This window comes from Actinomycetota bacterium, assembly GCA_019347675.1.
In the GTDB taxonomy this organism is placed as follows: Bacteria; Actinomycetota; Nitriliruptoria; order Nitriliruptorales; family JAHWKO01; genus JAHWKW01.
In genome coordinates this window covers 1-26,185 of record JAHWKW010000003.1, presented here as the reverse complement: position 1 = coordinate 26,185, position 26,185 = coordinate 1, and the positions used below count along the sequence as shown (strand labels likewise).

Here is a 26,185-nt window from a genome sequence, read left to right as displayed (position 1 = left end):
GCATCTTGGCACGCCCCGCCGTGGCGCTGGCCGCGACCGCCAGGTGTTGAACGACCGTCGGGGGTGGCGACCGCCGGCGCGTGCGACGGTCGCGACCGCTCCCCGCGACCGAGCCCGGAGGACTGGAGGACAACATCCGCGTCCCGGCGACCTGGCCAGGGCTGATCAGCTTGGCGTGGCCTGCGGTGGCCACGGGCATGGTCCGTATCGCCATGCGCACCGTCGACCTGATCGTGGTCGGCCTGGTCGTGGGCGCCAGCGGCGTCGCAGCGGTCGGTGTGGCGGACACCGCTGCGCGCCTGGTGCTGATGGTGGCGTTGGGCCTCAGCGCCGGGACCGTCGCCACCGTGTCACAGCGCTACGGTGCCGGGGCGCACGACGCGGCCGCCGACGCGGCCACGCAGACCGCGCTGCTGGCGGTCACGTTGGGGGCCCTCGCCACGGTGGGGGGCCTGCTGGGTGCCGGACCGTTCTTCCGGCTGCTGGGCGCCGGCCCGGACGTGGCCGGTCCGGGCACCGTGTACCTGCGGATCGTGCTGGCGACGGCGGTCCCGCGGGTGCTGGCGATCATGCTGGCGCGGGTCCTGCAGGCAGCCGGCGACACCCGCACCCCAATGGTGGTGCGGGTGACCGCCACCGTGGTCAACATCGGGCTGACCGTCACGCTGGTCGGCGGCCCCGGACCCTTCCCGGCGCTGGGGGTCGTCGGCGCCGCGCTGGGAACGGCGGTCGGCAACATCCTCGGCGGCACCGCCCTGGCGGTCGTGCTGTGGTCGGGGCGGGCCCGGGTCCGGTTCCGCCGTGCCGGGCTCCGCGCCACGGACGTCGGCCGCCGCATCGTGCGGATCGGGGCACCGCAGGTGGCCGAGCGCACCCTGTACGTGCTGGCCGAGATCCCCCTCAACGCCCTGACGCTGGCGTTCGGGACGGCCGCCAACGCCGGGTTCCACGTCGGTCGGCGGGTGCACCTGTTCGCGCGGGTGCCGGCGATCGGCGTCGGGGTGGCCGCCAGCGCCCTGGTCGGGACCAACCTCGGCCGTCGCGACGCGGTCGCCGCCGAGCGGTACGGGGACGGAGCGGTGGGTCTGGCCGCGGTCGTCGGCCTGGCCGGCGCGGCGGTCCTGGTCGCCGCGGCCGGGCCGATCGCCACCGCGTTCGGCGGCGGCGGTGACCCCGAGGTCCACACGGTCATGGCGAGCTGGGTGCGGACGTACGGGGCGGCGACCGTCTTCCTCGCGGTCTACGAGGCCCTGCGGAGCGCCATGCAGGCAGCTGGTGAGACCCGGCTCCCGCTGGCCGCGTCAGCGGTGGGGATCGCCGGGTTCCTGCTGGGTTCGTCGGCGTTGATGGCGCTGGTCCTGGGTTGGGGCGCCGTGGGGGTCCAGGCCGGCGTGGTGCTCGATGCGGTGGTGCGACCAGCGCTGCTGGGCCGGTGGTGGCGGTCGGGGCGGTGGCTGCGCCAGGCCGCGGGCGACGTGGCGGCTGCCCCGGTCGAGGCCGTCACAGGTGGTCGAGATCGGTCCACGCCACCGACCACTGGCGGTCGGTGAGGTCGCCCAGCGACGGGTCGTTGTGGAACAGGCCGAGGATCTGCTCCGCCGGCTCGAGCCGGCGGGGGAGCAGGCGGAGCCCCGCCGACCGGACGAGCCCGGCGATGCGTGTCCCGGGGAGGGCGACGGTGGCCACACCGACCGCATCCGTGCCGGCCAGGGCCGCACCGACCACCTGCCGGCCGGCCCCGGCGTGAACGGCCTGGAGGTCGAGCAGATGCACGAACCGCCCCCCGAACGCCTCCCGCGTCGTGGTGGCGGCGGCGGCGAGCAGGCGACCGGCGTCGCGGACCGCGAAGAAGCGGTAGTCACCGCCGGGGCGCTCGACGTACCGCCACCGCCACCACGCAGCATCGTGCACGACGCCGTTGGGCACCTGTTCGGCCGTGGCCGCCCACAGCGCGTCGAGCTGGTCGGGCGGCTGCTCGACCTCGCGGGCTCGTCCCACGTCGGGAAGGCGGAACACCGCCCGGCGGACCAGGCGAGCCAGCGGCCGGGGCAACCCGAACCGTTCGGCCAGCCACGTGTCGTCCAGCGCCGCGACGTAGGCCCGGACCGGCGCCACCTCGACCATCCCGATCTTGCTGAGCGCACCGCGGGCCAGCCGGTTGGGCAGGCACAGGGTGACCGGGATCCCGCGTTCGGCGCACTCGGTGAACACCGCGTTCGCGGCCCGCCCCATCAGGCCCTGCCCGCGGTAGGCGGGCAGCGTCGCCGCGTCAGCCGGCTTGGCGGCGGTGATGGGGCGTGCGTCGAGCCGGGCGGGGACCGGCAGGACCGCGAAGTGGCAGACCAGCTCCCCATCGTCGTCGAACACCCACGACGCCGCCCGGCCGAACGGGTTGTCCCAGAATTGCCAGCGCAGCACGGCCGGGTCCGCCTTGGGGTTGTCGGGGAACACCGTGTCGAACAGGGCCGCCAGCGCATCGGTGTCTCGGGGGCCGGCCCGACGCAGCCGTCGCTCGCTCATCGAGCGTCGGACTCGAGCGCGTGGGTCGTCCAGCGTGCGTAGTCGGGGAACGGGGCGGCCAGGTACCCCTCGGCGAACCCGCGGCCTCGCAGGCCGTGCACGCTGCGGTAGCGGTTCAGCGCCAGCATCGCCTCCAGGTCGAACGCCTGCTGCGCGGTGGCATGAGCCGCCAGCGCCGCGCGCTTCCGCTCGATCGTCTCCGACACGTCCACCAGCCGGTTGATCGGTGCGGGCATCCACACCTCGCCGCCCCAGACCTCGACCTCGTCGAGGGGAGTGGTGCGCACCAGGGCGGCACTGCACGCGCGGTGATCAGGGTGGGCGTCGCCGAACCACGGGACCAGGACCAGGTGCGGGGCGAACGCCTCCAGCTGGTCCTGCACGGCATCGGTCAGCGCCCCGACCTGGGCGGTGAGGTCTCCGTCGCGCAGGCCGACGAACACCGGGTCGCCGACGCCGAGGGTCGCGCACGCCTGTCGGGTCTCCTCGCGGCGGCGCCGGGCCAGCTCGCCGGGGGCCAGCGGCACCCGCGACGCCGTGCCGTCGGTGGCCACGACGACCCGCACGTCGGCCCCCCGGTCTGCCAGCGCCGACACCGTCCCACCGCACAGCAGCGTTTCGTCGTCGGGATGGGGCGCCACCACCAGGACCCGGTCGAAGCGCGGCAGCCCGATCACAGGCCCCTCACCGAGCCGCGACCGCAACTCGAGCACGCGATCGAGAACGGCGTCAGGCACGAGCGGCGCGAGCCGCGCCGTCAGCCGCCGCAGATCCACCCTCACGAGGGCCAACTCTAGGCAGGCGACGCGCAGCCTCGGCCGGAGTGGGGGAGTGGTCGAGGACTGCGACCTGCCGGGCCACGAGCGAGGTGGGGGTCGACATCGATGTCACGACCTGTCGCCGTCGCCCACCGCCGCCCTGATCTCGTCGTCCCAGCCCGGGAGCAGCACCTGCAAGGCGTGGACTGCGACGCCCCGCTCGAGCAGCCGACGCACCACGTCGCGGCGCCGGTCGACGACCGGCACCAGGCCACCGTCGTCGCGCGTCGGTCCGTCGCCCTGCCAGCGCGACCCCGTGCCCACAGGCTGTGTGCCCGCGACCTTCGTCTGTGCCACGGCATCCTCCGATGGCCGGGTCGGGGACCACGTTCTCCCCCCGCAGTGTTCGGTTACGCTGCGTGACGGCTTTAGGGCGGCGGCACGTCCGCCGAGTCGCGCGGAAGACCAGGGAGCCGCCCGACCAGCCCCGTGCCTTGAACGGCGCAGGCCCCGGGTGACCCGACGGCGGGCCGTTTCCGCGCCGCATGACCGGCCGAGCATGGCCCTGCCACGGCGCAGGGTCTTCGGCGAGCGCAACCCCAGCAGCGCCATGCGAACGCTCGGGACGGACGCTCGGGGCGGCCGTTGCGGGCGTCGTGCGCCGCGCGTAATATCATAACCAGGAAGTTGAGAAACTCTGACGTTGAGAAGCGCACTGACGTTGAGAAGCACTGACGTTGAGAAGCACTGAGTCTGCGGTCGACAAGCTCGAGGCAGGGGACCACACGATGGAGCGCGCGGCGACGAACGCGCAGGGCCCGGAGACGCGGACCCTGTCGCGATCGCTCGCCGCACTGCTCGGCGAGACCCGGGCGACCATCGTGCGGACCTTGAAGGGAGAGGGCGAGCGGAGCGCCCCCGAACTGGCGGACGCGCTCGGCATCTCCGACGTCGCGGTTCGCAAGCATCTGGCGATGCTGCACAGCGAGGGGATGATCACCGAGCGGACGGTTCGCCAGGAACGCGGCCGCCCCGTCGCCCGGTACCGGCTCACCGAGCGGGGGGAGGAGCTCTTCCCGCATCGGTACGCCGAGATGGTCGAGGACCTGCTGGCCTTCATCGCGGACCAGCAGGGCCGGGCCGGGTTGCAGGCGTTCCTGCGCTGGCGGCAGGATCGCCAGACCGAGGCGTACGCCCGCGCGGTCGACGCGGACGACCTGGCAGGGCGGCTCGATCAGTTGGTCGACGCGCTCAACGAAGCCGGCTACGAGGCCAGCGTCACGAGCGACGGAGACGGGTTCGAGCTGACCCAGAGCCACTGCGCCATCTTCGACGTCGCCAAGGACAACCCGGAAATGTGCGCCCATGAGGCCGCGACGTTCCGGCGCGTCCTGGGCGATGTGCGGATCTCGCGCCGCGAGACGCTGGCGAGCGGCGCCAACGCCTGCGTCTGCACCATCACGGCCAACTGCGGCTGCTGAGACGACAGCTGCGCACAACAACCGACCCGGAACACCGAACAGACCTGAACACCACCGAGGAGGACCACCGTGGCGAAGACCGCCGCAGAGATCGGGCTGACCGCGCCCCGCACACAGCAGCAGCAGGTCGCCGACGAGCTCAGCCGTTACAAGTTCGGCTGGCACGATCCAGACAACTACGTGTTCGAGCCCAAGCGCGGGCTGTCCGCCGAGGTCGTCGAGGAGATCTCGTTCCTCAAGGACGAGCCCAAGTGGATGCGCGACCTGCGGATGCGCGCTTACCAGGCGTTCACCCGACGGCCCATGCCGTCGTGGGGCGGTGACCTGTCCGGGATCCACTTCGACGACATCTACTACTTCGTCCGTGCGACGGAGAAGCAGGCCACGTCGTGGGACGAGCTCCCCGAGGACATCAAGAACACCTACGACAAGCTCGGCATCCCCGAGGCAGAGAAGCAGCGGCTGATCGCTGGCGTGGCCGCCCAGTACGAGAGCGAGGTCGTCTACCACAAGGTCCGCGAGGACCTCGAGAGCCAGGGCGTGCTCTTCCTCGACACCGACACCGCCTTGAAGCAGCACGAGGATCTCTTCAAGGAGCACTACGCGACGGTGATCCCGCCCAACGACAACAAGTTCGCCGCGCTGAACACCGCGGTGTGGTCGGGCGGGTCGTTCATCTGGATCCCCGAGGGCGTCAAGGTCGACATCCCGCTGCAGGCCTACTTCCGCATCAACAAGGAGTCCATGGGCCAGTTCGAGCGGACGCTGATCATCGCCGAGCCAGGCTCGTACGTGCACTACGTCGAGGGCTGCACGGCTCCGGTGTACTCGCGTGACTCGCTGCACTCGGCGGTGGTCGAGATCATCGTCAAGCCCGGCGCGCAGGTGCGGTACACCACGATCCAGAACTGGTCGAACAACGTCTACAACCTCGTGACCAAGCGAGCCGCTGCCTACGAGGACGCCCGCATGGAGTGGATCGACGCGAACATCGGCTCGAAGCTGACCATGAAGTACCCGGCGGTGTGGCTGATGGGCCGCGGCGCGCAGGGTGAGGTCCTGTCGGTGGCGTACGCCGCGGACGGTCAGCACCAGGACGCCGGTGCGAAGATGGTCCACCACGCGTCCGACACGTCGTCGCGGATCATCTCCAAGTCCATCTCGAAGGGTCAGGGGCGCACGTCCTACCGCGGGCTGGTCCACATCGAACCGCAGGCCAAGCGCTGCGGGTCCAACGTGCAGTGCGACGCGCTGCTGCTGGACACCCACTCGCGGAGCGACACCTACCCGTACATGGAGATCGAGGCCGACGACGCCCGCATCGAGCACGAGGCGACCGTGTCCAAGATCGGTGACGACCAGCTGTTCTACCTGATGAGCCGGGGCGTCTCCGAGGACGAAGCCAAGACGATGATCGTCCGCGGGTTCGTGTCCGACATCGCCTCGGAGCTGCCGATGGAGTACGCGGTCGAGCTCAACCGGTTGATCGCCCTGGAGATGGAGGGCGCGATCGGATGACCTCCGCGACCTCGGGCGCTCGAGTGGGGACCACGCTCGAGGCCCTCACCGAGGAGTTCCTCGCTGGTCGCGCCGACGCGGCCGGCGAGCCCGGATGGCTCCGCGACCGCCGCCTGGAGGCGTTCAAGACATGGGTCGACCAGCGATGGCCGCAGCTCCGCGGCGAGGAGCTGTGGCGCGACACGCCGTTCACCCGCTTCGCCGTCGACGTCCCGATCGTCACAGGCGACGGGGAGCTGGCCGCGCCGGTCCCGTCGCCGCTCCTGGACGACGTTGACCTGGCCGGACGTGTCGAGCTCCGCGATGGCCGGGTGACGGTCATGGGTTGTTCCGACGCCGAGGCGCTCGGCGTGGTCATCACCGACCTCGCCACCGCCGCGACCACACACGAGGACCTGGTCGGTCAGCACCTCGGCTCGCTGACCGCCGACCACGACCGCACGGTGACGACCAACGACGCCGCGTGGACGGCTGGCGTGTTCGTGTACATCCCGCCGGAGGTGGAGCTCGCCGAACCGATCGGTATCTCGATCCAGGCGGCGCAGTCCGGCGCGCACCTGCCGCGCCTGCTGGTCATCGCCGATCGCCACAGCCGAGCCGAGCTGTACGTCGAGCACGTATCAGCTGATCTGGACACCCCAACAACGGTCGACGAGGTCGCGGAGGTGGTCGTCGGTGACGGTGCCCACCTGGATCTGGTGACGATCCAGGACTGGCAGGGACGGGTCGGCCATCTGGTCGTGCACGCCGCGGCGCTCCACCGTGACGCCCAGCTCCGCCACCTCACCGTCACCATCGGTGGGGACACCGTCCGTCTGCGCCCCGAGGTCCACCTGGTCGGCGCGGGGTCGCGGATCGAGCCGCTCGGGATCTACTTCTCCGACGAAGGACAGCACTTCGAGCACCATCCGTTCATCGCGCACGTCGCCGGCCACGCCTCCTCGGAGGTGCTGTACAAGGGGGCGCTGCAGGGCCGCAGCCGCACCGTGTTCCGCGGACACATCTTCGTCCACCGTGACGCGATCGGGAGCGCGTCCAACGAGGTGAACAAGAGCCTGATCCTGTCCGAAGGCGCCAAGGCCGATTCCACCCCGTTCCTGGAGATCGAGTGCGCGGAGGTCACGGCCGGGCACGGTTCGGCCACCGGCCAGATCGATGAGGAGCAGCTGTTCTACCTCGAGTCGCGGGGGATCAGCGCCGCCGACGCTCTGCGCCTGGTGGTGTTCGGCTTCTTCGCCGAGGTGCTCGATCGCATCGCGCTGCCGGCGGTGCAGGCACGGACGCTGCAGCACATCGAGGCCGAGGTCGACCGCGCCGACCTGACGGCGATCGCCCGCCGCGGCCGAGGCCGCGGCGTGGCAGCCAACGAGCGAGGTGCGGCGTAGTGGTGTTCGAGAAGGTCGCCACCCGTGACGACCTCATCCCCGGGACGGGGCTGCAGGTCAAGCTCGACGGTCACCCGATCTGCGTGGTTGCCTGCGACGACGGTTCGGTGCGGGCCGCCTACGACGTGTGCTCGCACCAGGACTATCCCCTGCACGAGGGGCTGGTGTGGGGCTGCTCGATCGAGTGCGCCCTGCACGGCTCGACGTTCGACCTGGAGACCGGCGAGGCCGAGACCCTCCCCGCGACCGAACCCATCCCGATCTTCGCGGCGAAGGTCGACGGCGACGACGTCCTGGTCGACATCGACCAGCAGCTGAACGACGCACCGATCCCCGACCACTAGAGACCAGCGGCCGGCACGGTTCGGCCGGTCACCACACCGGAGACCCTCAACAGACTTCAAGGAGACGACAAAAGATGGCATTCCTCGAGATCCGCGACCTCACCGTCGAGGTCGACGGCAAGGAGATCCTCAAAGGCGTGACCCTCGACATCGAGCAGGGTCGCACCTACGCCCTGATGGGTCCCAACGGATCCGGGAAATCCACTCTGGCGTACGCGATCGCCGGCCACCCTGCCTACGCGGTGACCGGCGGGTCGGTGACCCTCGACGGGCGCGATGTGCTGGCCATGAACCCCGACGAGCGGGCCCAGGCGGGGCTGTTCCTGGCGATGCAGTACCCGGTGGAGGTCCCCGGCGTGTCGCTGACCAACTTCCTGCGCATGGCGCTGAACGCCGTGAGCGACGAGGACGTCCCCGTCCGCGAGTTCATGCAGCGACTGAAGACGGAGATGGCCAACCTCGACATGGACGAGCGCTTCCTCGAGCGATCCGTGAACGAGGGCTTCTCCGGTGGCGAGAAGAAGCGCTTCGAGATCGTGCAGATGGCGCTGATCCGTCCCGCGGTCGCGATCCTCGACGAGACCGACTCCGGCCTCGACATCGACGCGCTGAAGACCGTCGCCGAGGGGGTCAAACGCATGGTCGGCCCCGACCTCGGGGTGCTGCTGATCACCCACTACACCCGGATCCTGCGCTACATCCACGCCGACGAGGTGCACGTGATGTTCGATGGGCGGATCGTGCGCTCCGGTGGCCCGGAGCTCGCCGACCTGCTCGAGGAGAAGGGCTACGAGGAGTTCCGCGAGGCGGCGACCCCCGCGGCGTGAGGCCGGGCATGCCGACACCGCGCGTCGGGAGGGTTTCCCCGCCCGGGAGTGGGCGGGGCGCGGGGTCCGCGGCACGATGGAGGCAACGATGGTAAGGACGCTGATGGGCCGCTTCGACGTCGACCGGATCAAGAAGGACTTCCCGACGTTGCGCCGCCAGGTGCACGGCAAGCGGCTGGTGTACCTCGACTCCGCCGCCAGCGCCCAGAGCCCCCAGCCCGTGCTCGACGCGATGGCGGCCTACTACGAGCAGCGACGCGCCAACGTGGCCCGCGGCGTGTACCAGATCGCGACCGAGGCCACCGACGCGTACGAGGACGCCCGGCGGAAGGTCGCCGCGTTCGTCGACGCCCCGGTCGAGGGGACCGTCTTCACCCGCAACACCACCGAGTCGATCAACCTGGTGGCCTACTCGTGGGTGCGGCGCCGGCTGGGTCCCGGCGACGCGTTGCTGGCCACCCAGATGGAGCATCACGCCAACCTGGTGCCGTGGTTGGAGGCGTCCCGGGAGGTCGGCTTCGAGCTGCGCTTCATCCCGGTGACCGCCGCCGGCTACCTGGACCTGGACGCCGTCCCGGGCCTGCTGGCTGACGGCAAGGTCTCGTTCCTGGCGATCACCCAGCAGAGCAACGTGCTGGCCACCATCAACCCGGTCGCGGCACTGGCCAGGCAGGCACGAGCCGCGAATCCGGCATGCAAGGTGCTGGTGGACGGCGCCCAATCCGTGCCGCACCTGCCGGTGCGCTTCGGTGAACTCGGGGCGGACTTCCTGGCCTTCAGCGGGCACAAGATGCTGGGCCCGACCGGGGTCGGTGTCCTGATCGCGCGCCCGGAGCTGCTGGACGCGATGCCGCCGTTCCTCACCGGCGGCGAGATGATCCGCGACGTCACGCTGGAGGGCGCCACCTGGAACGACCTGCCCTACAAGTTCGAGGCCGGGACCATGCCGATCGCCGAGGTCATCGGCCTGGGCGCCGCGGTCGACTACCTGCTGGACCTCGATCCCGAGGAGATCCGCCGCCACGAGGTCGAGCTGACCCGCACGGCACTGGCCGCGCTCCAGCAGGTCGACGGGGTCACCGTCCACGGCCCGGCCAACGTTGACCACCGCGGCGGGTCGATCTCGTTCCTGGTCGACGGCGTCCACGCCCACGACGTGGGGACGGTCCTGGACCATGAGGGGGTGTGCGTGCGGGTCGGCCACCACTGCGCCAAGCCGCTGATGCGCCACCTGGGGGTGGCAGCCACCGCACGAGCGAGCTTCTACGTCTACAACGACGAGGACGACATCGCACCGCTGGTCCGCGGCATCGAGGCCGCCAAGGACTTCTTCCGCCGGGTCCCGGACGCGGTGGCGCCGGTGACCGAGGAACGCGACCCCGAGACGATCGGCGGCCCGGCCTGATCCTCTCGCGCTAGGAGACCCGCGTGACCCTCGAGGACCTGTACCAGGAGATCATCCTCGAGCACTACCGCAGCCCGAAGAACCGGGCCGCGGCGCTCGAGGGTGAGGACGTGCACGTCCACCACAGCAACCCCCTGTGCGGCGACGAACTCGACCTCCGCGTCGACGTCGAGGACGGCCGCGTCCGCGCGTTGGCGTTCGACGGGGATGGCTGCTCGATCAGCCAGGCGTCGGCCAGCGTCATGACCGAGACCGTGAAGGGTCGAGAGCTCGACGACGCGCTCGACCTCGCCGAGCAGTTCCGGCTGATGATGCACGGCGAGCGGCCCGCCCGCGAGGACGACCTCGGCGACGGGATCGTCTTCCAGGGGGTCGCGAAGTTCCCGGTGCGGGTGAAGTGCGCTCTGCTGGGCTGGATGGCGCTCCGCGACGCGTTGGAGACCTACCGCGCTGGCGGATCGCAACACACGGTGACCCATGAGCACGAGGTGGAGACATGAGCGACGCTGCGCTACCGCCCGAGGAGACGACGCTCCACGAGCCGCCAACGCCCGGCGCCGGGCCGGGATCGGACGTCGAGCGACAGGCCGAGCAGGAGGCCGAGAAAGCGGCCGAACGGGCACCCCGACCGGCCGGGTTCCCGCTCGAGGACGACGGCATGCCATCGGTCGAGGTCATGCGCGAGGCGATGAAGGCCGTGATGGACCCCGAGATCGGGTACAACGTGGTCGACCTCGGGCTGCTGTACGAGATCACCAAGGCATCGGACGGTCGGGTGCACGTCACCATGACGCTGACCAGCATGGGCTGCCCGCTCACCGAGCTGATCGACCAGCAGGTCTCGGTCGTGCTGGGGTCGTTGCCGGGCGTCGAGGACGTCACCGTCGACTTCACGTTCACTCCGCCGTGGAGCCCGGAAATGATCTCCGACGAGGTGCGCCTCGAGCTGCAGGCGATGGGCATGAACGTCTGAGCGAAAGCCGCGGACGGCGCCCACCGGGACAGTTGCACGTCCTGGCGCGTGGACGACGGTGTGGAATGCTCCGGGACACCACCCGGAGGGTGACGTGGTCGACCGGAGTGCAGCGCGGCGGCTCCCCTGGGGCTACGTCGTGTGGTGGGGCACCTACGCCGGGATCTACCTGCTCTTCGTGTCGGTGTCGGTGCAGGAGCTGATCGCCGCCAGCCTGGTGGCTGCTGCTGCGGTCGCGCTGTCACGGGTCTCGCTCCGCGCAGCCGGGATCAGCTTCACCGGCGCCTTGCCGCAGCTACACCGGCTCGCCGCGGTCGCGCGTGTGTTCATCGCCGAGACGCGCGCGGTGGCCGCAGCCCTCGCTGATCGCGTGCTGCGGCGACGGCCGCTGCAAGGGCGGTTCATCGCCGTCCCGGTCGACCACCGCATCGACGCGGCGCTGGACGCGGCCATCACCCTGGAGGCGTCGGTGGCACCCAACACCTACGTCGTGGCGTTGATCGAAGGGCAGGAGTGCCTGCTGCTGCACCAGCTCGCGCCCCGACCCGACCCCAAGCGCTCGTTCCCGCGGTGGGCCACGTGACCGCGGTCGACCTGGCGGTGGTCGGACTCCTGATCGCGCTGGCTATCGCGGGGGCCGGGGCGCTGACCGGCGACGTCGGTACCCGGCTGGTGGCCGCACAACTGGTCGGGGTGATCGCCGTCCTGATCACGCTGGTGCTGTCCGCCCGCCACGCGCACGATTCCTACTCCGACGTGGCGCTGGTGTTCGCGCTGATCATCCTCGTCGGCGGGCTGACCGTCACCCGCTTCCTGGAGCGATGGCTGTGACCGTCATCGTCGCCGTGCTGCTGGCCGCCGGCGTCGCGACGGAGCTGATCTGCGCCGTCGGCGTTGTGCTGGCACCGGACGCGTTCGACCGGCTGCATCTCGTCGGGCCGGCCGCCGTGGTGGGGACCGCCTTCATCGTCGCGGCCGTGGCGCTCGACGCCCACACCGGCTCGCACGTGGCCCGGGTGGTGGCCACCGGTGCGGTGCTGTGGCTGTCGAGCCCCTTCCTGACCCGTGCGACGGCACGGGCGCTGCGCATCCGGCGCACCGGCAGGTTGCTCGCCGGCCCCCACGAGCAGGTCGCCGAGGAGGGCAGCGCGTGACGCCGGCGCACGTCCTGGCGTTGCTGCTGGTCGCCGCGGCCGGGACCGCGGTCGTGGCCACCCGCGACCCGGTCCGTCAATCGGTCGTGGCCAGCGTCTTCGGGTCCACCCTGGCCGTGCTCTTCCTGCTGTTCGAGGCGCCGGGCGTCGCGATGGCGATGATCGTCGTGGGGATCGTCGCCGTCCCGGTGATGGTGCTGTTCACCATGGCCGCGGTGCGAGCGAACCAGCGGTGAGCGAGCAGGCCCGCAGGGCACTGTTCCTGGTCGGGGCCGCGGGGTTCGCTGCGATCCTGTTGTGGGGGCTCCTGGCCCTGCCCGACGCGATCGACTTCGAGGATTTCGTCAGCAACTACTACCTCGACGTCGGCGTGCGCGACCGCAACTCGTTCAACCTGGTCAGCGCCGTCATCTTCGACTACCGCGGTCTCGACACGATGGGAGAGCAGCTGATCCTGTTCGCGTCGGTGGCCGCCGTGGCGCTCCTCCTACGCATGCAGCGCACCGAGACCGACGATCCGCCGCTCGATGCGCTGCCCGGGAGGGACGTCCCGCCCACCAGCGGGGCGCTGCAGCTGGCGGGCACGGCGCTGGCAGGCATCGCCCTCCTCACCAGCCTCTACGTCATCCTCCACGCCCAGTTCACCCCGGGAGGCGGCTTCCAGTCGGGCGTGCTGACGGCCGGGGGAGTGCTGGCGCTGTACCTCGCCGACGAGTACGACACGTTCGCACGGCTGACGTCCGAACGCGTGCTGGAGCAGATCGAGGCGGCCAGCGCCGGCGCCTACATCGTGGTCGGCCTGGTCGGGCTGGTCGTCGCTGGATCTTTCCTCACCAACATCGGGCCGATGGGGACGCTGGGGGAACTGGTGTCCTCGGGCACGATCGTGGGTCTGAACATCATCATCTGGTTCGAGGTGACCGCCGGGTTCCTCCTGATCTTCTCCCACTTCCTGGAACAGACCGTCCGGATCCACGAGCGCACCCGGCGATGACCCTCGAGGCTCTGCCGTACGTGGTGGCCGGGTGGCTGCTCCTGGCCGGTCTCTACGGCATCGTCACCAGCCGCAACCTCGTCCACCTGGTCGTGTGCGTCACGGTCGTGCAGTCGTCGACCTACCTGCTGCTGTTGGCCGTCGGGTTCCGTTCCGGCGCGATCCCCCCCATCTTCCCCGACGCCCCGCTGGACACGCCGGCCGTCGACCCGATCGTGCAGTCGTTGGCGGTCACCGACGCGGTCGTCAGCGCGACCGTCACCGCGCTGCTCCTGGCGTTGGCGATCCAGGCCCACAAGCGCACCGGGACGCTCGATCCCGACGATTTGCGCACCATGCGGGGGTGACGTGGAGCCCCTCCCGTCCCTGGCCGTCGTGATCCCGCTGCTGTCGGCCACGGCGCTGTTGGCGGTTGGACCTGCGGTCGGACGCCCGGTGCTCGACCTCGCCGGGGCGGCGGCCGCAGCCGCCACCGCGGTGGTGTGCGTGCTGCTGGCCACGACCTCCACGCTGGTGGTGACGTGGTTCGGCGGGTGGGAGCCGCTCGGCGGGGAGGCCATCGGGCAGAACTTCGCGATCGACCCGTTCGGGGCGGGGACGGCCGCGCTCGCCGCCGTGCTGACCGCCGCCTCCCTGCTGTTCTCCTGGCGGTACTTCGAGGCGATCGGTGCCCTCTACCACACCCTGATGCTGCTGTTCCTGGGAGGCATGGTCGGTTTCGCCCTGACCGGAGACATGTTCAACCTCTTCGTCTTCTTCGAGCTGCTGACGACCACCGGGTACGCGCTCACCGCCTACGAGGTCGAGCGTCCCGCACCGCTGCAGGGGTCGTTGAACTTCGCGGTCACCAACACCATCGGCGCGTTCCTGCTGGTGCACGGCATCGGGTTCCTGTACGGGCGCACCGGCACGCTCAACCTGGCCGAGATCGGCCGCGAGCTCGGTGACGGCCCGCCCGACGCGACCGTGATCGTGGCGTTCCTGCTGATCTCGACCGGGCTGTTCGTCAAGGCCGCGATCGTGCCGTTCCACTTCTGGCTGCCCGACGCGCACGCGGTGGCCCCCACGCCGGTGAGCGTGCTGTTCTCCGGCGTGATGATCGAGCTCGGCCTGTACGGCTGGGCGCGGGTGTACTGGACGGTGTTCTCGGGCCAGCTCGAACCGCACGTCGGGGACCTGCGCGTGCTCCTGGTCGCCATCGGGACGCTCACGGCCATCGTCGGTGGGGTCATGGCCCTGGCGCAGTGGCACCTCAAACGCCTCCTGGCGTTCTCGTCGGTGAGCCACGCCGGGTTGATCCTGATCGGCGTCGGCCTGCTGGACGCTGGCGCCCTGGCCGGCGCCGGGATCTACACGCTGGCCCACGGCGCCGTCAAGGGGGCGCTGTTCCTGGCGGTCGGGATCCTGCTGCACCACCATCGCAGCGTCGACGAAGGTCGGCTGCGGGGTCGCGGCCGGTCGCAACCGGTGACCGCTGCCGTCTTCATCGCCGGTGGGCTGGGCCTCGCCGGCCTCCCACCGTTCGGCACCACGTTGGGCAAGCAGCTGATCGAGGAGGCCGCAGCCCACCTGCACTACGAGTGGGTGGGTGCCGTGTTCGTGGTGGCCGGGGCTCTCACCGCCGGGGCGGTACTCCGGGCTGCGGGACGCGTGTTCTTCGGCTGGGGTCCGCCGCCCCGTCGCGACGTCGAACAGGCGGCGGAGGAGCCGTTGCCCGAGACCGACGACAACGGCACGGGCCGTCAGCACACCCCCGCCGTGATGCTGCTTCCGGCCGCGGCGCTGGTGGTGATCGCCGTGGCGATCGGCCTGGCTGCCCCACTGGCCGGTGCGGCCGAGTCGGCGGCGGAACGGTTCGTCGACGTCCAGGCGTACCAGGCCGCCGTGATGGACGGAGCGACGGTCCGTCTCGAACCACGGCCGGGCGTCGCGCTGAACGCCTCCGCGATGGTCCTCGGCGCCCTCGCCGCCGGCGGGGCGGTGGCCATCGCGCTGGGGGCGCTCAACCGCGACCGCATCCCCCAACGACTGCTCCGGCCGGTGACCGCCGTCGCGGTCCCGGCGCTGACCTTCCTGGAACGGATCCAAAGTGGCCACGTGGGCGACTACGTGGCCTGGATCACGGTCGGGGCCGCGGCCCTCGGCGGCTCGTACCTGCTCGTCCTGCGCTGACGAGCGTTCGCACCGTTCCCACTGGCAGGGAAGCGCGGCGACGGGGGAGACGTTGGACTAACGGACGCGACCGCCGGAAGTGAGGCCATGAAGCCGCTCGTCGAACAACGCGAACCGCTCACGAACGCCGAGATCGCGCGCTACAGCCGCCACCTGATCATCCCCGAGGTCGCGATCGCCGGTCAGGAACGGTTGAAGGCCGCCAAGGTGCTGCTCGTGGGGACCGGCGGGCTCGGCTCCCCGCTGGCGCTGTACCTCGCTGCGGCGGGCGTGGGCACGATCGGCCTGGTCGACGCCGACCTGGTCGACGAGTCCAACCTCCACCGCCAGGTCATCCACGGCCAGTCCGACATCGGCCGACGCAAGGTCGAATCCGCCCGCGAGTCGATCCACGAGGTGAACCCGTTCGTCGACGTGCGGATCCACGAGACGTACCTGACCAGCGACAACGCGTTGGAGATCATCGAGCCCTACGACCTGGTGATCGACGGGACCGACAACTTCCCGACCCGCTACCTGGTCAACGACGCGTGCGTGCTGCTTGGCAAGCCCAACGTCTACGGCTCCATCTTCCGCTTCGAGGGCCAGGTCGCGGTGTTCTACGCCAGGGAAGGACCCTGCTACCGCTGCATGTTCCCGGAGCCGCCCCCGCCGGGGATGGTCCCCAACTGCGCCGAGGGTGGGGTGTTCGGGATCATCTGCGGGACGATCGGTTCAGCGCAGGCCACCGAAGCCCTGAAGCTGATCACCGGAGTCGGAGAGCCGCTGATCGGCAGGCTCGCCCTGTACGACGCGCTCGATGCGCGCTGGTCGTACGTCCGGGTGGCCAAGGACCCCGACTGCCCGGTGTGCAGCGAGAACCCGACCGTCACCGAGCTGATCGACTACGAGGAGTTCTGCGGGGTTCCCGCCCACGATCGCGAGCAGGTCATCGACGCGTTGGTCGACTTCGAGGTCCTGCCGGCCGAATACGAGGAACGCAAGGACCAGGTCGTCCTCCTCGATGTCCGCGAGCCTCACGAGTACCAGATCAGCCGCATCCCCGCCGCCACCCTGATCCCGAAGGGTGAGCTGCCGGGAAAGCTGAGCGAGCTGGATCCGGCCCGGGAGTACGTTGTGCACTGCAAGTCGGGGGTCCGGTCGCTCGAGGCCGTGAAGCTCATGCGGGGCGCCGGTTTCCGCGCCCGCTCGATGCGGGGCGGCATCAACGCCTACGCCCGGCAGATCGATCCCGGCATCCCGGTCTACTAGCCGTCGTCCTCGCTCGTCCCCGTCGTACCCGCGGAGCACGACCAGCGCACGGCGCTGGAGCGCTCGGAGTGTCCCTCGTGGACGCCGGTGACCGCGCGGTTGTCCGCGCCGAACTTGTCGCGCAGCGTCGACTGGCCCGGCACGACGTGCGTCACTCGCTCGATGACCTCACTCGAGGGGCGCTGGATCGTCGTCTCCCGCACGCGCCCGGCGGGATGCGGCCGGTCGTCGACCTGGAAGGTGAGATCACCCACGTCCGTCGTGGCGGGCTCCGTCCACCTTGACGCTGATGATGCTCACTCCACGCATGGACGACGGGTCGACCATTGCGTCGACTCCTCAACATGACGACACCGTCGTCAGGGAGCCCCCACTCGTCGACGGGGCTGGTTCAGAAAGCTGTCACGGCTGATCGCCCACCTGCCGCGGCGACATCGCTTCGCGGGGGGATGGCGCCGGCGACGGCATGTGCGGAAGCGCCGTGTCGCCGCGGAGCGAGCGGGCGCATGCCACACCCGCAACGGTGCCCTCCCCGATAGCCAACCCCACCAGCTGCATCCCTCCCGTGATGTCGCCCGCCGCGTACACGCCCCGGACCGTCGTCTCGGCCTCGTCGTCGACGCCGACGTAGCCGTCGTCGTCGAGTTTGCAGCCCAACCTCTGGGCGAGGTCGGTCACCGGGTCGTGGTCGATCGTGAAGAACCCCATCGTGCAGTCGATCCGCGCACCGCTGCCCAGGCGTACTCCCTGAAGATCGCCACGTTCACCGAGGAGCTCAACTGCCCGATCCTCGATCACGTCGATGCCGAAGCGGGCCAGGGCTGCAACTCGAGGCTCCCCGATGTCGAGCGGGCGGCCATCGGTGATGATCCGGATCTGATCGGCCCAGTCCAGCAGCTCGACGGCGAAACCTGCGACGTGCGGCTCCCAACCGAATACGGCAACCGACTCACCGCGCGCCTCGAACCCATCGCACGTCGGACAGTGGAACACGTCGGCTCCGTAGAACTCGAAGAAGCGCTCCACGTCGGGGAACGCGTCCCGGACGCCGGACGCCAGCACGACCCGACGAGCACGGATCCGGTCGCCTTCGAGGATCACCGCGAAGCCACCGTCGGCCAGCTGCTCGGCGTCGATGACACGTCCGCCGCTGACCTCGACGTGCGGGTACTGCTGGAGGTCGCGTCGGCTCCGTGCCCGCAGGTCCTCCGGGTCGGCGGGGTCGTTGGCGAACAACCCGTGGACGTGTTCGACCCAGCGGTTGCGGTACTCGCCGCTGTCGACGACCAGCACCCGACGCCGGTACCGGCCGAGCCAGCCCGCCGCCGTCAGTCCGGCTGGCCCGCCGCCCACGACGACCGCGTCGTAGTCCATCCAGTGCTCCTAACGGCTTTGCGACGCGACGTTAAGGCATTCCTCGACAGTGACATCGCAGGTCCCGTCGTCCGTCGGTCCCACGCCGGCCCGACGACGGGGACGCCGTCCGACACGACATCGACCTGCTGAAGGCCGCCTACCCCCTCATCGCCGGGATCGTGTCCGGCCTGGTGTCGCTGGTCGCCGCGGTCCACGTCGCCACAGCACTGACGTTCGCCTCCGGGGTGGTGGCCTGGCGCACCATCCGCGAGACCACGGTTGCCACCACGGACGCGATGACGGAACGGATGTAGATGCAGGACGGGATGATGATGGCCGGGCCGATGATGATGATCTTCATGCTCATCATCACGATCCTCGTGCTCGCAGCTGTGGCCGCGGGGATCGTGTGGCTCGTGCGCACAGTGAGCGACGACCGCCGTGGTCCAACGGAGCCTGCACGACAGACAGCGGACACCTGACAGCGTCCGGCTCACCTTCGACCGGAAGAACGCTGGAGCAAGACATCCGAGCGTTCGTCCAGCGAGAGTCGCGCTGCTGCGCCTTCTTCAGCTTCGACGTGAACGTCGGCGACGCGCGGCGACCGCCGTCCGCGGGCGCGCCGCCGCCTTCCCAAGTGGACGCGACGGGCGGCCGCGTCTCGGTTCCGGACGGAAGTGGTGGAGCGTGTTCGGGGTTGCCGAATGAGAGGAAGCTGCTCGGGCGGAGGGTGCCGTGAGCCACTGGATCGGCGACCTGCCTCGCCCGCTCGCCTTCGTGCTGTCCGGAGGGGCGAGCCTCGGGGCGACCCAGGTGGGGATGCTGGAGGCACTCGCCGAGGTCGGGGCGGAGCCCGATGTGGTGGTGGGCAGCTCGGTCGGCTCGCTGAACGGCGCAGTGCTGGCCGGTTGCGGCGATGTGGGAGCCGCGGCCCGACGACTGAGAGCAACGTGGGAAGGACTGCGGACCGCTGATGTCTTCCCCAGGGGTGTGTTGCGACAGGCACGCAACCTCACACGGCAGCGCACCCTGTACAGCTCGGAGGGCTTGCGACGCCTCATCGATCGCTCTCTCCCGGTCCGATCGTTCGAGACGCTCCGCATCCCGCTCGCGGTCGTCGCTGTGGACGCGCGTACCGGGCACAGCGTCACCCTCGTGGAGGGTCCCCTGCTGCCTGCCCTGCTGGCGAGCACGGCGATACCGGGTCTGTTGCCACCCGTCCGTGTCGGCCGGAGGACGTTGTGGGATGGGGGCGTGACCGACCAGGTTCCGCTCGTGCCCGCCGTCTCAATCGGTGCGAGGGCGATCGTCGTGCTCGATGCCGGTGACGTCTGTCACCTCGACACCGCTCCGCGTCCCCTACCCGAGGGGATCGTACTCGCCCTGAACACGGCGATTCGTCAGCGCGTGCTGCTCGAAGCGCCGCTGCTCGCCCGCCGGGTCCCTCTCGTCTACCTGCCGCGGCCGTGCGCGCGGAACAGGAATCCCCTCGATCTCGACAGCGCCGCCACGCTGATCGATCCCGCCCGTCACCTCACATCGGAGTTCCTCGCGACCGCCGGCCCCCCGGCGGACGGAGCGATGGCCGGTCATCCCCACATGCACGAGGACGGGGCCTACTCCCACCCCGCGCTCGTCGCCAGCACACCCGACCGGTGAGGCGCGTCGTACCGGCTCGCCGCCAACCGCACCGACCAGCGTATGCCCGTAGTCGCCCCCCTCGCCGGCACACGGACCCCTAAGGAGGTCCGAGCGGATGGACTGGACCGTGTACTGGTTCATGCTCCCGGTCTGCGTGGGCATCGCCAGCGTCGCGATGTTCAGCGGCATCAGTGGAGCGGCGATGCTCATGCCGCTGTTCCTCCTCGGCTTCCCACTCCTCGACGTCCCGCCGATCGGCACGGTCGCTGCGATCGGGATGTCCCTCTTCCTCGAGACGTCGGGCTTCGGCACGGGCCTGTACCGCTACCTGCGTCGTGGCCTTGTCGACACGGTCGCCGCCCAGCGCCTCGTCGTCGTATCTATTCCGACGGGGATGCTCGGCGCCGTCATCGCCCAGGCCGCCCCGACCGACGCCCTCCGGCTCGGGTACGGGGCCGCAATGGTCGGTCTGGCGGCGCTGCTGATGCGCGAACCGAGCGGGTACGGCGCACAGAAGACGATCGCGCGGGGGGGCGGCGGTCCCGACCGTCCCTGTCGCGATGACGAGGAACAGCGGGTCATCGAGACGGCCGATGGTGAGGTCTACCGCTTCTGTGCCAGGGGCATCGGACTACAGCGTGTGTTGTCGGGCGGTGGGGGCCTCGTCGCCGGCCTGATATCCACCGGTGTCGGCGAGGCCACGCTCCCCGCGCTCGTGCGGCGGTCCGGGTACCCGGTTCCGGTCGCGGCAGCAACCTCGACAGTGGTGGTCGCGGGCACGGTGGCGGGGGCGGCGGTTACTCACATCGTTCAGCTCGCGATCGAAGGGGGCTTCGCGGCGATCCCCTGGAACCTCCTCGTCTGGGCCGTGCCGGGCGCCGTGGTCGGGGCGCTGGTCGGGACGTGGCTCCAAGGACGGGTCCCCGAGCGGGCGACCCGCCTCTTCTTCAGCGGGCTGTTCCTCATCATCGGTGTGACGTTCCTCCTGGCCTTCACGGTCTTCCGCGACACCTTCAGCTGAGCGACACTGATTTGCCGCCGCGAGATGTCGCCGGCGAGGCGCGGCGCCATCAGCACGCTCGTATTGGCACGTCGGAGGTCGCCGCGGCATTGGTCGCTACGTGACCGCGCGCAACCCTGGCTTCGCAGCTGCCTTCGGGCGGTCACTTCTCAACGCTGAGCTGATCCACGAAGCGGCGTAGGCGTTTCACGACGGCGTCATCGACGGGGTGCTGCAGCCGGGACAGGTGTCGCTTCAGCTCCCGATACGTCGAGGCGTCCAACCCGCAGTGCAGGCACACCTCGAGGTGCTGCGCGACGGCGCGCGCTGCCTGCTCGTCCAACTCCCCGTCGAGGTGTTGCTGGACGACGCGTGCGACCTGCCGGCAATCCGCCGGGCGGCCGTTGCTGCGTGGGCTCCACCATCTGCTCATCGTGGTCCGGGAACCCCGCGACCGTGGGCATCATTCCTCCCGTCGGCGGCGTCACGTCGAACACGGACACCGGACGCCGGGTTCCGTGGCGGAGCAGCAGGAGGTCACGGCATGCAGCGAGAGGCGGCCGAGCCGGGGTCGGGAGCCACCACCGTCGACGACACCGAGCTCGTCGACGTCGGCGACCCGATGTGTAGCTGGTGGTGGGCGGTCGCCCCGGTCCTCGATGAGGTCCTGGAGCGCTACCGGGCGCCGGTGCGCACCGTCGTCGGCGGCCTGTGCACCGGACCGGCCGTCCAGCCGATGGGCCCGGCGGCCCGTGTGTCCCTGGGACGCTACTGGCGGCAGGTCGCCGAGCGGACCGGGCAGCGGTTCACGACCGCGTCGCTCGAACGTGGCGACTGGGTGCATGACATGGAGCCGTCCTGACGGCCGTCGTCGCGATGCGCGGGCTCCGGCCCGAGAAGACCGTGCGGTGGATGGCACGTCTCCAGCGCGCGTTCTACGTCGAGGGGTCGACGTCACCGACCTCTCGGTCTTCCCTGCGCTCGCTGGCGAGTTCGGTGTGGACGAGGCTCGTTTCGCGAGGATCCTGTGGAGCGACGCGACGCGGACCCACAGCCACGGTCGGCTGGGGCGCCGAGCCCCGACGTCGGCTGAGCGAGCGCCGCTACCCACGTGGTAGCGCGCGCGCCTTACCGTTCCCTTGTGAAGAGGCAGGAACACGAGCGGCATCGGGGGCATGTCCGTGATCCCCGCCGCAGTGGATCCCTCATCATGAGCGTCATGACGATCGTCGCGACCAACCCCGCGCCCCCTCAATCCGTTTCCTCCGCGACCACCGCGCCTCCTGTGTCGGCTGGTCACGCACAACGCGCGGCTGTTCCGACCTTCAGGGCCACGGCGGTTCTCGATCCGTCAGGCTGGCCGCGATCTCGACCAGTGATCCCGCCGGGAGGACGGTCGGTGACGGGATGCCGGCTCGGCGATACACGGATGGCGGGATGCCGATGTCGGCGAGGACTAGCCGGCCGACGACGCCGGGATGCCAGGCAAGGGCCCGCTTGGGCAGTGCGAGCGTCACCGTGACGTCCGCGGTGACGCATGGCGTGTGCCTTGTGCCGGTGGCGAGCTCCAGTCCCGACGGGACGTCGACCGCGACCACGTGCGTGTCCTCGACCGCGGCGATGAGTTCGGCGTGGCGACCTCGGGGAGCGCCGGATTGCCCGTATCCCAGCAGCCCATCGATCACGAGGTGGCCGTCGGGCTGTTGCTTGCCCATCCGGGCGCCGGCCGCGACCGCGAGCCGGCGCTGCGTCGCAGTGGCCCTGATCGGGTCTCGGTGCTGCATGGCGAGGTGCAGCCTGACCTGCGCACCGGCCTCTGCGAGGTGACGTGCAGCGACCAGGGCACCGCCCCCGTTCCCACCGGAGCCGGCGAGCACGGCGATCCTCCGACCCCTCACCCGATCCCCGAGTAGCCGCCGAGCCACCGCGGCGACGCCGCGGCCGGCATCCTCCATCATGCGGAGCAGCGGTAGTCCGATCTCGTCGGTGGCGATCCGGTCGATCTCCCGCATGGCGGCCACCGTGATCCACGGGACCCTGGCTGGGTCCACGAGATCGAGTCCGAGGTCGAGGTCGTCGCATCGCACGGCAGTGGAACACGGCTGCGGCCACACGTCGTCCGCCGGAGCGCCCACTGCCGCGGCGGATTGCCACGACGAGACCAACGACAGGATCGAGCATGCCGGCAGCAAAGCCCCTGGTGGCACCCGACGCTGTTCCGGCGGGCGCGCCAGATCCGACCGCATGGCCTTCTGGGGGGTGGCGTGCGGATCGAGCCGCGCTGACGCACAGCAGCGCAACTTCCGATGGTGAGTGCCTGCACAACCAGGCTTTCGAGGAGCGTGAGGACCACGCGGTGGACGACCTGCGCGATCAGTGTGGGACTGCCGGGGTGCCTTCGCCGCTGCCCGTACGTGCCATCACGACACGCCGCGGTCGGCTTCGAGCAGGCGGAGCCAAATCTCACTCATCGTCGGGAACGCGGGCACAGCGTGCCAGAGCCGGTCGACCGGAACCTCTCCGACGATCGCGATCGTGGCGGCGTGGAGCATCTCGCCCACGTCAGGGCCGACGAGGGTCGCGCCGACGATCACGTTGCGGTCGCTATCTATGACGATCTTTGCGGTGCCGGAGACGCCCTTGCCGCGCAGCGCCCCGCCGGCGGTGTGGCCGATGTCGTAGCTGGCGGTGCGCACCGACAGCCCCGCGTCCCGGGCCTGCTGCTCGGTGCGGCCCACGGCGGCGACCTGGGGGTCGGTGAAGACGACGCGGGGGATCGCGCGGTCGTCGGCCCACGCGCCCGTACCTGGCCATTCGGGGCCTTCCCGGCCTCCGAGGAGGTCGGCGAGGACACGTGCCTGGTACTTGCCCTGGTGGGTGAGCAACGCGCGTCCGTTCACATCCCCGGCCGCGTACAACCAGTCGCCGTCCACGCCCGTGACGCGCAGGTGGCCGTCGACCTCCAGGAAGCCGCCGGGTTCCAACCCGATGGTCTCCAGCCCGATGTTCTGCGTGCGGGCCCGGCGTCCGGTCGCGACGAGGATCTCGTCGCCGATGACCTCGTCGCCGTTCTTCAGGGTGAGGACGACCTCACCGCCGTCGTTCCGTCGCAGGCCGGTCCCGAGCGCATCAGTGCGCACGGTGATCCCCTCCTGTTCGAACGCGTCCCGCAGCTCCCGGCCGGCGAACGCCTCCTCCGGAGGGAGCAGGTGGTCGGTCATCTCCACGATCGTGACCTTCTCCGAGCCCAGCCGGCGGAACGCCTGGGCCATCTCCACCCCGACGACCCCGCCGCCGAGGACGAGCAGCCGGGAGGGGATCTGCTCAGCGGAGGTGATGTCGCGGTTGTCCCAGACGCCGACCTCCTGGATCGCGTCGATCGGGGGGAGGGCCGCCAACGTTCCCGTCGCGACAACCACCGCCCGGGACGCTTCGAGCGTCACGGCGTCGCCTTCTGAGGTCTCGACCTCGACCCTCCGCTCTCCCGCGATGCGGCCGTGACCACGGACGATGTCCGCGCCGACCGACTCGACCCAGTTGGCCTGGGACGTGTCGTCCCAGCTGCTGGCGAACGAGTCACGGCTGGACAACGTCCGCTTCACGCTGACCTGGCCGGTGACGGCCCGCTCCGCACCGGGGACCCGGCGTGCCGCGGCGAGCGCCTCGCCGGGTCGCAGGAGCGCCTTGGACGGCATGCAGGCCCAGTACGAGCACTCCCCGCCGATGAGTTCGCTCTCGACGAGGGCGACGCTCATATCGTTCTCGCGCGCGTACCACGCGACGTTCTCTCCTGTCGAGCCGCCGCCGATGACCACGACGTCGTACCGTCTCGTCTCGCCCACGTCTGCTCCTGGTGTCGGGTGCCGTCCTTGCAGGGAACACGGCCGCGCCGCGAAAGCGTCCGTCCATCGGTGTTGCGGAAGGACCACGTCGTGGAAGGACCCTCAGCAGCGCGGCGTTGCCGTGCCGATGACCCTCCACGACGACCCGCCCCAGCGACCAGTGCGGCTGGTCACGTCGCCGCTGTTGCGGATGGTGGTCCTCGTGCTCCTCTTGGCAGGTCCCGTCGCGGCCATCGTTGCCCGCGGTTCTGCCGACATGGCGGTCGAGGGCTGGGTCGCCGCGCGGGCGCGCTCATCCCCGATCGCCGACATCGCCGCCTGCGCGACCCTCACGGTCCTCATGGCGCCCCGGATCGGTGGTGACGACCGTGGGCGGGGCGCTGTTCGGAGCGGCGACCGGGACGATGCTGGGTAGGCACTTCTCGTGCTGCGACTCGTCCCACTCGCGCCGTTCAACGCACTGGACTACGTCGCCGGGCTGACATCGATCCGACGGTCGCACGACGTCGTGCGACCGCATCCCCGGGGGCGTTCGCGTTCGCGCTGCTCGGTGCGACCGTAGGCCGGCCGGCTCGGCGCCCTTCCTTGCGGCCGTGGACGTCGTGGTCCTGCGTCTCCTATGGGGTCCACAACGGCACCGGACGCATCCACATCGAAGAGGTCCGCGATGTGGCCAAGCGCGACCGAGCGAAGCCGATCTTGTGCGGCGGCACCGCCATTCCCCGCAGGATCGACCTCGCCACCTTCGCCGAGATCCCCGGGAGGTCGAGACGATCCTCGTGGCCGACACCGCACACATCGCGAGGCTCATCGTCGGCGGTGCCCACCCCTCACCGGTCGGCCACGCCACCGTCATCTCAACGACGACGCACAACACCCTGCCCGGCCCCGCGGTGCCATGCTGTTGTGCGACGAGGAGCACGTCAACGCCCTCGATAGGGCCGTGTTCGCAGCACTGCAGGGCAGCGCGCAACGACCACACCACCGGGGAGCAATCGAAAGACGTCGTGCGCCTGGGCGTCTCTGCCAACCTCAGGAGTCGGGGGTCGTCGAACGCGATGAACACGACCGCCGCCCTCGATGGTGGGCAGGTCGAACTCAGGCGGACGTTCTCCGGTGTTCGGCGCGGCAGTCACGACATTCGCTCCTTGTCAGTGGGTCGCGCGGAGCGCGAAGAGGCCGAGGGTGAACACCGCGAGGCCGGCGAGGAGCAGGCGCCAGTCACGGTCGTGGCGAACGCGGATGAAGCCCAGAGCGAACACGAGCGCGATGATGGCGCCCTGCGCGAGGACACCGCCATCCGTCCTTGGTTGGAGGATCTCCTCCAAGCGTGCCCCTCATCGATCGCCGGGATCAATCCCTCCACAGGTCTAACCCGTTCGTCTCCCGCGTGCTTCCACGCGCCGGACGCTGCTCCCGCCTCGACCGCTCAGCGTGCCAGGCCGCGGTCGCAGGTCGCAGGTCGACGACCGTCCCCGGGCCGGTCGCGGTCTCGAAGAGGCGGAGGGCCGACGGGACGACCTGGCGTTGACGCGGTTCCGCCCCGGGCGGGCCGATCGTCCGG

At 70.5% G+C, this 26,185-nt stretch carries 31 protein-coding genes and 1 pseudogene; 22 read left to right on the top strand and 10 right to left on the bottom strand.

Annotated elements, in window-relative coordinates:
* The first annotated feature begins 80 nt into the window (after nt 1-80).
* Nucleotides 81-1,550, top strand: a complete 1,470-nt coding sequence (locus tag KY462_02460) for an MATE family efflux transporter (GenBank protein MBW3576603.1) — start codon at nt 81-83, stop codon at nt 1,548-1,550.
* Here KY462_02460 and KY462_02455 read toward each other — a convergent pair.
* From KY462_02455 to KY462_02445, 3 genes are all read right to left on the bottom strand, one after another.
* Nucleotides 1,501-2,520 carry a GNAT family N-acetyltransferase gene (locus tag KY462_02455; GenBank protein MBW3576602.1) on the bottom strand — a complete coding sequence of 340 codons (1,020 nt, stop codon included), beginning with the start codon at nt 2,518-2,520 and terminating at the stop codon, nt 1,501-1,503. The two genes, KY462_02460 and KY462_02455, sit on opposite strands and share 50 nt — an antisense overlap.
* On the bottom strand, nt 2,517-3,302 hold the full coding sequence (locus KY462_02450; GenBank protein MBW3576601.1) for a PIG-L family deacetylase: 786 nt from the start codon (nt 3,300-3,302) through the stop codon (nt 2,517-2,519). Before KY462_02450 ends, KY462_02455 begins: the two co-directional genes overlap by 4 nt.
* A 105-nt stretch (nt 3,303-3,407) precedes the next feature.
* Nucleotides 3,408-3,635 carry a hypothetical protein gene (locus KY462_02445; GenBank protein ID MBW3576600.1) on the bottom strand — a complete coding sequence of 76 codons (228 nt, stop codon included), beginning with the start codon at nt 3,633-3,635 and terminating at the stop codon, nt 3,408-3,410.
* Nucleotides 3,636-4,015: 380 nt separating this feature from the next.
* Between KY462_02445 and KY462_02440 the strand changes: the two genes are divergently transcribed.
* From KY462_02440 to moeB, 16 genes are all read left to right on the top strand, one after another.
* Entirely contained in the window at nt 4,016-4,759 is a 744-nt protein-coding gene (locus KY462_02440; GenBank protein MBW3576599.1) for a transcriptional regulator, read from the top strand.
* 69 nt (nt 4,760-4,828) lie between these two features.
* Nucleotides 4,829-6,277: a Fe-S cluster assembly protein SufB gene (gene sufB / locus KY462_02435; GenBank protein ID MBW3576598.1), complete on the top strand. Its 1,449-nt coding sequence runs from the start codon at nt 4,829-4,831 to the stop codon at nt 6,275-6,277.
* The gene (sufD, locus tag KY462_02430) at nt 6,274-7,662 is read left to right on the top strand and encodes a Fe-S cluster assembly protein SufD (protein ID MBW3576597.1); all 1,389 of its coding nucleotides are present in this window, start codon (nt 6,274-6,276) and stop codon (nt 7,660-7,662) included. The genes sufB and sufD overlap by 4 nt, the downstream gene beginning before the upstream one ends.
* Nucleotides 7,662-8,006 carry a non-heme iron oxygenase ferredoxin subunit gene (locus tag KY462_02425; GenBank protein ID MBW3576596.1) on the top strand — a complete coding sequence of 115 codons (345 nt, stop codon included), beginning with the start codon at nt 7,662-7,664 and terminating at the stop codon, nt 8,004-8,006. The genes sufD and KY462_02425 overlap by 1 nt, the downstream gene beginning before the upstream one ends.
* A 74-nt stretch (nt 8,007-8,080) precedes the next feature.
* Nucleotides 8,081-8,833 carry a Fe-S cluster assembly ATPase SufC gene (gene sufC / locus KY462_02420; GenBank protein ID MBW3576595.1) on the top strand — a complete coding sequence of 251 codons (753 nt, stop codon included), beginning with the start codon at nt 8,081-8,083 and terminating at the stop codon, nt 8,831-8,833.
* 103 nt (nt 8,834-8,936) lie between these two features.
* On the top strand, nt 8,937-10,238 hold the full coding sequence (locus KY462_02415; GenBank protein ID MBW3576594.1) for a SufS family cysteine desulfurase: 1,302 nt from the start codon (nt 8,937-8,939) through the stop codon (nt 10,236-10,238).
* 23 nt (nt 10,239-10,261) lie between these two features.
* A complete protein-coding gene (locus tag KY462_02410) occupies nt 10,262-10,738 on the top strand; it encodes an SUF system NifU family Fe-S cluster assembly protein (GenBank protein MBW3576593.1) in 477 nt (158 codons plus the stop codon).
* A gap of 158 nt (nt 10,739-10,896) precedes the next feature.
* Nucleotides 10,897-11,211, top strand: coding sequence for a metal-sulfur cluster assembly factor (locus KY462_02405; GenBank protein ID MBW3576592.1), 315 nt, complete (start codon nt 10,897-10,899; stop codon nt 11,209-11,211).
* A 94-nt stretch (nt 11,212-11,305) separates the two neighbouring features.
* Nucleotides 11,306-11,794 (top strand): hypothetical protein, encoded by a 489-nt coding sequence (locus KY462_02400; protein ID MBW3576591.1) that lies wholly within the window; start codon nt 11,306-11,308, stop codon nt 11,792-11,794.
* Nucleotides 11,782-12,042: an MrpF/PhaF family protein gene (locus KY462_02395; protein ID MBW3576590.1), complete on the top strand. Its 261-nt coding sequence runs from the start codon at nt 11,782-11,784 to the stop codon at nt 12,040-12,042. The genes KY462_02400 and KY462_02395 overlap by 13 nt, the downstream gene beginning before the upstream one ends.
* Complete coding sequence (locus tag KY462_02390) at nt 12,039-12,365, top strand: monovalent cation/H(+) antiporter subunit G (protein MBW3576589.1); 327 nt, start codon at nt 12,039-12,041, stop codon at nt 12,363-12,365. Before KY462_02395 ends, KY462_02390 begins: the two co-directional genes overlap by 4 nt.
* Nucleotides 12,362-12,601, top strand: a complete 240-nt coding sequence (locus KY462_02385; protein ID MBW3576588.1) for a DUF4040 domain-containing protein — start codon at nt 12,362-12,364, stop codon at nt 12,599-12,601. Before KY462_02390 ends, KY462_02385 begins: the two co-directional genes overlap by 4 nt.
* Nucleotides 12,598-13,359 carry a sodium:proton antiporter gene (locus tag KY462_02380; GenBank protein MBW3576587.1) on the top strand — a complete coding sequence of 254 codons (762 nt, stop codon included), beginning with the start codon at nt 12,598-12,600 and terminating at the stop codon, nt 13,357-13,359. The genes KY462_02385 and KY462_02380 overlap by 4 nt, the downstream gene beginning before the upstream one ends.
* The gene (locus KY462_02375) at nt 13,356-13,706 is read left to right on the top strand and encodes an NADH-quinone oxidoreductase subunit K (GenBank protein ID MBW3576586.1); all 351 of its coding nucleotides are present in this window, start codon (nt 13,356-13,358) and stop codon (nt 13,704-13,706) included. Before KY462_02380 ends, KY462_02375 begins: the two co-directional genes overlap by 4 nt.
* A 1-nt stretch (nt 13,707) precedes the next feature.
* On the top strand, nt 13,708-15,531 hold the full coding sequence (locus KY462_02370) for a complex I subunit 5 family protein (GenBank protein ID MBW3576585.1): 1,824 nt from the start codon (nt 13,708-13,710) through the stop codon (nt 15,529-15,531).
* A gap of 87 nt (nt 15,532-15,618) precedes the next feature.
* Nucleotides 15,619-16,782 carry a molybdopterin-synthase adenylyltransferase MoeB gene (gene moeB / locus KY462_02365; protein ID MBW3576584.1) on the top strand — a complete coding sequence of 388 codons (1,164 nt, stop codon included), beginning with the start codon at nt 15,619-15,621 and terminating at the stop codon, nt 16,780-16,782.
* Here moeB and KY462_02360 read toward each other — a convergent pair.
* The 3 genes from KY462_02360 to KY462_02350 all read right to left on the bottom strand — a co-directional run bounded on the left by KY462_02360 (nt 16,779) and on the right by KY462_02350 (nt 18,505).
* Nucleotides 16,779-17,036: a hypothetical protein gene (locus tag KY462_02360; protein ID MBW3576583.1), complete on the bottom strand. Its 258-nt coding sequence runs from the start codon at nt 17,034-17,036 to the stop codon at nt 16,779-16,781. The two genes, moeB and KY462_02360, sit on opposite strands and share 4 nt — an antisense overlap.
* A gap of 148 nt (nt 17,037-17,184) precedes the next feature.
* Nucleotides 17,185-18,156 carry an NAD(P)/FAD-dependent oxidoreductase gene (locus tag KY462_02355; GenBank protein MBW3576582.1) on the bottom strand — a complete coding sequence of 324 codons (972 nt, stop codon included), beginning with the start codon at nt 18,154-18,156 and terminating at the stop codon, nt 17,185-17,187.
* A 139-nt stretch (nt 18,157-18,295) separates the two neighbouring features.
* The gene (locus KY462_02350) at nt 18,296-18,505 is read right to left on the bottom strand and encodes a hypothetical protein (protein MBW3576581.1); all 210 of its coding nucleotides are present in this window, start codon (nt 18,503-18,505) and stop codon (nt 18,296-18,298) included.
* A gap of 368 nt (nt 18,506-18,873) precedes the next feature.
* Here KY462_02350 and KY462_02345 point away from each other — a divergent pair, with 368 nt between their 5' ends.
* Together KY462_02345 and KY462_02340 are read left to right on the top strand one after the other, a co-directional pair.
* Nucleotides 18,874-19,797: a patatin-like phospholipase family protein gene (locus tag KY462_02345; GenBank protein MBW3576580.1), complete on the top strand. Its 924-nt coding sequence runs from the start codon at nt 18,874-18,876 to the stop codon at nt 19,795-19,797.
* Between the two features lie 97 nt (nt 19,798-19,894).
* The gene (locus tag KY462_02340) at nt 19,895-20,800 is read left to right on the top strand and encodes a sulfite exporter TauE/SafE family protein (protein ID MBW3576579.1); all 906 of its coding nucleotides are present in this window, start codon (nt 19,895-19,897) and stop codon (nt 20,798-20,800) included.
* Nucleotides 20,801-20,942: 142 nt separating this feature from the next.
* Here the strand turns inward: KY462_02340 and KY462_02335 are convergent, their stop codons facing one another.
* Nucleotides 20,943-21,212 (bottom strand): zf-HC2 domain-containing protein, encoded by a 270-nt coding sequence (locus KY462_02335; protein ID MBW3576578.1) that lies wholly within the window; start codon nt 21,210-21,212, stop codon nt 20,943-20,945.
* A gap of 111 nt (nt 21,213-21,323) precedes the next feature.
* Here KY462_02335 and KY462_02330 point away from each other — a divergent pair, with 111 nt between their 5' ends.
* Nucleotides 21,324-21,641, top strand: a complete 318-nt coding sequence (locus KY462_02330; GenBank protein ID MBW3576577.1) for a hypothetical protein — start codon at nt 21,324-21,326, stop codon at nt 21,639-21,641.
* Between the two features lie 463 nt (nt 21,642-22,104).
* Here the strand turns inward: KY462_02330 and KY462_02325 are convergent, their stop codons facing one another.
* A complete protein-coding gene (locus KY462_02325) occupies nt 22,105-22,791 on the bottom strand; it encodes an NAD(P)H-hydrate epimerase (protein MBW3576576.1) in 687 nt (228 codons plus the stop codon).
* 408 nt (nt 22,792-23,199) lie between these two features.
* Nucleotides 23,200-24,621 carry an NAD(P)/FAD-dependent oxidoreductase gene (locus tag KY462_02320; GenBank protein MBW3576575.1) on the bottom strand — a complete coding sequence of 474 codons (1,422 nt, stop codon included), beginning with the start codon at nt 24,619-24,621 and terminating at the stop codon, nt 23,200-23,202.
* A gap of 121 nt (nt 24,622-24,742) precedes the next feature.
* Here KY462_02320 and KY462_02315 point away from each other — a divergent pair, with 121 nt between their 5' ends.
* The gene (locus tag KY462_02315; GenBank protein MBW3576574.1) at nt 24,743-25,036 is read left to right on the top strand and encodes a hypothetical protein; all 294 of its coding nucleotides are present in this window, start codon (nt 24,743-24,745) and stop codon (nt 25,034-25,036) included.
* Between the two features lie 68 nt (nt 25,037-25,104).
* Nucleotides 25,105-25,810: pseudogene (locus KY462_02310) on the top strand (hypothetical protein).
* On the opposite strand, the gene KY462_02305 reads toward KY462_02310, so the two are convergent.
* On the bottom strand, nt 25,773-25,949 hold the full coding sequence (locus tag KY462_02305) for a hypothetical protein (protein ID MBW3576573.1): 177 nt from the start codon (nt 25,947-25,949) through the stop codon (nt 25,773-25,775). The pseudogene KY462_02310 and the gene KY462_02305 overlap by 38 nt on opposite strands.
* Nucleotides 25,950-26,185: the final 236 nt, after the last annotated feature.

What these genes read in the sequence shown, in the direction of transcription:
- KY462_02415 (MBW3576594.1), top strand. Translation starts at nt 8,937, where the DNA reads ATGGGCCGCTTCGACGTCGACCGGATCAAGAAGGACTTCCCGACGTTG.
- sufD (MBW3576597.1), top strand. Translation starts at nt 6,274, where the DNA reads ATGACCTCCGCGACCTCGGGCGCTCGAGTGGGGACCACGCTCGAGGCC.
- KY462_02355 (MBW3576582.1), bottom strand. Translation starts at nt 18,156, where the DNA reads ATGGACTACGACGCGGTCGTCGTGGGCGGCGGGCCAGCCGGACTGACG.
- KY462_02330 (MBW3576577.1), top strand. Translation starts at nt 21,324, where the DNA reads ATGCAGCGAGAGGCGGCCGAGCCGGGGTCGGGAGCCACCACCGTCGAC.
- KY462_02340 (MBW3576579.1), top strand. Translation starts at nt 19,895, where the DNA reads ATGGACTGGACCGTGTACTGGTTCATGCTCCCGGTCTGCGTGGGCATC.
- KY462_02375 (MBW3576586.1), top strand. Translation starts at nt 13,356, where the DNA reads ATGACCCTCGAGGCTCTGCCGTACGTGGTGGCCGGGTGGCTGCTCCTG.
- sufC (MBW3576595.1), top strand. Translation starts at nt 8,081, where the DNA reads ATGGCATTCCTCGAGATCCGCGACCTCACCGTCGAGGTCGACGGCAAG.
- KY462_02455 (MBW3576602.1), bottom strand. Translation starts at nt 2,520, where the DNA reads ATGAGCGAGCGACGGCTGCGTCGGGCCGGCCCCCGAGACACCGATGCG.
- KY462_02350 (MBW3576581.1), bottom strand. Translation starts at nt 18,505, where the DNA reads ATGAGCATGAAGATCATCATCATCGGCCCGGCCATCATCATCCCGTCC.
- KY462_02335 (MBW3576578.1), bottom strand. Translation starts at nt 21,212, where the DNA reads ATGAGCAGATGGTGGAGCCCACGCAGCAACGGCCGCCCGGCGGATTGC.
- moeB (MBW3576584.1), top strand. Translation starts at nt 15,619, where the DNA reads ATGAAGCCGCTCGTCGAACAACGCGAACCGCTCACGAACGCCGAGATC.
- KY462_02405 (MBW3576592.1), top strand. Translation starts at nt 10,897, where the DNA reads ATGCCATCGGTCGAGGTCATGCGCGAGGCGATGAAGGCCGTGATGGAC.
- KY462_02325 (MBW3576576.1), bottom strand. Translation starts at nt 22,791, where the DNA reads ATGCGGGAGATCGACCGGATCGCCACCGACGAGATCGGACTACCGCTG.